At 62.1% G+C, this 2,932-nt stretch carries 4 protein-coding genes; 1 reads left to right on the plus strand and 3 read right to left on the minus strand.

Annotated elements, in window-relative coordinates; all coding sequences use genetic code 11:
* Positions 1 to 17: 17 nt before the first annotated feature.
* The 3 genes from KDH09_15445 to KDH09_15455 all read right to left on the minus strand — a co-directional run bounded on the left by KDH09_15445 (position 18) and on the right by KDH09_15455 (position 1,663).
* Positions 18 to 539, minus strand: a complete 522-nt coding sequence (locus KDH09_15445; GenBank protein MCB0221091.1) for a biopolymer transporter ExbD — start codon at positions 537 to 539, stop codon at positions 18 to 20.
* Positions 540 to 546: 7 nt separating this feature from the next.
* Complete coding sequence (locus KDH09_15450; GenBank protein MCB0221092.1) at positions 547 to 993, minus strand: biopolymer transporter ExbD; 447 nt, start codon at positions 991 to 993, stop codon at positions 547 to 549.
* A 79-nt stretch (positions 994 to 1,072) separates the two neighbouring features.
* Positions 1,073 to 1,663 carry a MotA/TolQ/ExbB proton channel family protein gene (locus tag KDH09_15455; protein MCB0221093.1) on the minus strand — a complete coding sequence of 197 codons (591 nt, stop codon included), beginning with the start codon at positions 1,661 to 1,663 and terminating at the stop codon, positions 1,073 to 1,075.
* 358 nt (positions 1,664 to 2,021) lie between these two features.
* On the opposite strand from KDH09_15455, the gene KDH09_15460 reads away from it, so the two are divergent.
* Positions 2,022 to 2,932, plus strand: a 911-nt coding sequence (locus KDH09_15460) for an MgtC/SapB family protein (GenBank protein ID MCB0221094.1), incomplete at its 3' end; no start/stop codon positions are given.

Raw genomic sequence — 2,932 nt, forward strand, 5'->3', positions numbered from 1 at the left:
CGTCTTGAGTTGAGAAACTAGCTGCCCTTGCTCACCGCGAGGGAGATGATCGAGAAGCCTTCCCTGCCGCATGTGGCCATCACGCGCTTGATGATCTCGAAGTCGATGTCGCGCTCCCCCTGGATGACGACGCGGCCTTCCCACTCCTCAAGGGCGCCGGCTTCTTTCCAGGCGTCCGCGCGCTGCTTGATCTTCTTGAGGATCTCCTGAAGGCCGGGAATCACGAGTGTTTCGCGCTGGCGCTCTTCTTCGAGCTTGGCGACGGCAAAGCCCTCGATGAGGATCACGCCGTCTTCAATGATCGCGCCGCCCGGGCCGACCTGCGCCGGGGTGATGCCGATGACCGTGTCGGCCTTGATCTCCGCTTCCGTGACGGAGATGGGCAGACGGATCGAGCCATCGACCACTGATTCCGAGCCGGAGGCAAAGAGCTGGAGCAGGAAGAAAATCAGCGTACTGAAAATATCCACCAGCGAGTTGAGCTGGAGCTCTTCGGGCTGCTGGATCCCCTTGCGTTTGGTATTCAGGAAGCCTGCCATGGTGTTCTTACTTCCTCTGGAGCTTGCTGGCCGGGGTGTACGGCGTCAGGGACAATCCGTCGATGCCGTTTTTGAGAGCGACGTCGAGAACATTCACGACTTTCTCGTAGACGATGCTCGATTCGATCGCGACGATGGCCTCGCGGTTCTGCGGGAATTTCTTTTGAATGTCAGCGATCGTCTTGTTGAGCGCTTCGAGATCGTACTTGCCATCCTTCATGGGGATAGCGGGGAGCGCCGCGCCGGCGCCGGCGATCTGCAGGTTCTCTTCAGTCACGATGATCGTGAGCGAGAGCTGCGGCTCATTGGGATTCTGCGCGCTGGAGGGCGCGCCCTGCGAAGGGAGCATGATCTCGATCTGGACGAGCTGGTTCCATGCGGCGGTCGCAATCAGGAAGGACACCACCACCGAAAGGAAGGAGATGAACGGAATCAGGTTGAGCGGTTTATCCATCTCCCGCTTGCTGGTATTTGCAAATCGCTTGACTGACAAGGTCGGTGTTCTCCGCCGGTGTTGCTACAAACAGCCGTTATCAGGAAGGACGCTGCGCGCGGCGGTCCAGGAAGGTGGCTACGGTAGCGGCCGATTCCTCGATGCCTTCGACGAGTTTCTGCGTCCGGCCCTGGATGACCGAGAAAGCGACCAGCGAGGGAATCGCGATGACGAGTCCGTACGCGGTCGTGAGCATGGCCGTGGAGATACCGGCCGCCAGAGCAGCAGCTTTCTGCGAGGCGTCCACGGAGGCGACCGACTCGAAGGCGTTGATCAGACCCTGAATCGTGCCGAGCAGTCCGAGCAGCGTCGCGACGTTGCCCAGCATGGCCAGGTAACCGGTGCGGCGCTCGAGCTCCGGCAGGTTGGCCAGTGCGGCGAGGTCCATGGCGTCCTTAAACTCGGGATCGCCTTCGCGGAACTGGGCCAGTCCTGCGCGAATGATGTTCGAGAGCGCGTCCTTCTTTTCCTTACAGAACGCGATGGCGCCGTCGATATTGTTATCGGCGATGAACTTGCGCATTTGCTCCAGGAAGGCGGCCTTGTTGAAGCCGCTCTTGATCCAGAGGAAGAACACCCGCTCCCCGAGAATGGCGAACATCACCACTCCGGTCAGCGAAATGAAATGCATGAAAATACCGCCTGCTTGGTAGGCCTTGCCGAGAGCTCCGAAAAATTCACCCATGATTGTGCGCGAACGCCTCCTGCTGAGAATACGTTGGTGCCGTCAAAAGTGCCGCAGAGAACGCGGGAGAACGGCCTCCCTGCGCCAACAGCGCGACAACACTCAGGATTTCGCAAAACTGGCGGTAATACTGGCACAGGGGCATCAAAAGTCAACGCCCGCTCACCGGTGCAGGCAGACGGGCAGGCGGAAGGGAAAGCCCGGAAAAACGGGGTTGCCCCTTGTCAGAGGCCCCGCTTTGCTCCAACTGTGGAGGGACAGGTGCAATGGCGGATCAATTCCGCCCCAGCCCGGAGGCGATGCCTTGCCCGAAGCCGATCCCATTGCAGCGATGAGCCCGGCCACGCTGGAGCTGCTCAAGTCCCTGGCCATTGCCGGCGGCTTGGGGTTGCTCATCGGCCTGGAGCGCGAGCGCTCCGAGGCCCGCGAGGCGGCCGAGACCGGCACCCCCGGTGAGGTGGCCGCCGGCATCCGCACCATTCCAATGGTGGCGGTCTGGGGCGTGCTGGCTGCCTGGCTCAGCGATACCTACTCCAACGGCATCCTGCTTGTGTCAGTGGCCGGGCTGCTCGTTTTGCTGGTGGCCAGCTACTGGTGGCAGTTCAAGCGCAGCAAGGCCGAGCCCGGAATGACCACGCCGGTCGTGCTGGTGGTGACGTTCTTTCTGGGGGTGCTCGTCCACACCGGCGAGCACTTCGTGGCCATCATTGCCGCGGTGGCGATGACGGCTCTGCTGGCCTTCAAGGTCCAGATCCACCGGGTGGCCCGCGGGCTTTCGGAAGAACAGGTCGGCTCGATTCTCGAATTCGTCGTCCTGATGGCGGTCGTTCTGCCGCTGCTTCCCAACCACGCGGTCGATCCGCTGGGCGCGCTCAACCCGCGCGAGATCGGACTCATGGTCACGCTGATTGCCGGGATCTCGCTGGCCGGCTTCGTGATGGTGCAGTTCGCGGGCGCTTCGAAGGGGCTGCGCTTTACCGCGGCGCTGGGCGGACTGGTCTCCTCAACCGCGGTGACGCTTTCCTTCTCCAAGCACAGCAAGACCCAGATAAGGGCCGCCCCCGAACTGGGCCTGGGCATGGCGCTGGCCTGCATGATCATGTTCCCGCGCATCCTGCTCGAAGTGACGGCAGTGGGGGCCGACCTGCTGCCCTATGCGGCGGTCCCGATCGGGGCGATGCTGGTGAGCGCGTTCGTCACCTACCGCGTGCTCGA

Source organism: Chrysiogenia bacterium, assembly GCA_020434085.1.
Lineage (GTDB): Bacteria > JAGRBM01 > JAGRBM01 > JAGRBM01 > JAGRBM01 > JAGRBM01.

Excerpts from the sequence above, each read along its gene's own strand:
- KDH09_15445 (MCB0221091.1), bottom strand. The coding sequence starts at position 539 with ATGGCAGGCTTCCTGAATACCAAACGCAAGGGGATCCAGCAGCCCGAA.
- KDH09_15450 (MCB0221092.1), bottom strand. The coding sequence starts at position 993 with ATGGATAAACCGCTCAACCTGATTCCGTTCATCTCCTTCCTTTCGGTG.
- KDH09_15455 (MCB0221093.1), bottom strand. The coding sequence starts at position 1,663 with ATGCATTTCATTTCGCTGACCGGAGTGGTGATGTTCGCCATTCTCGGG.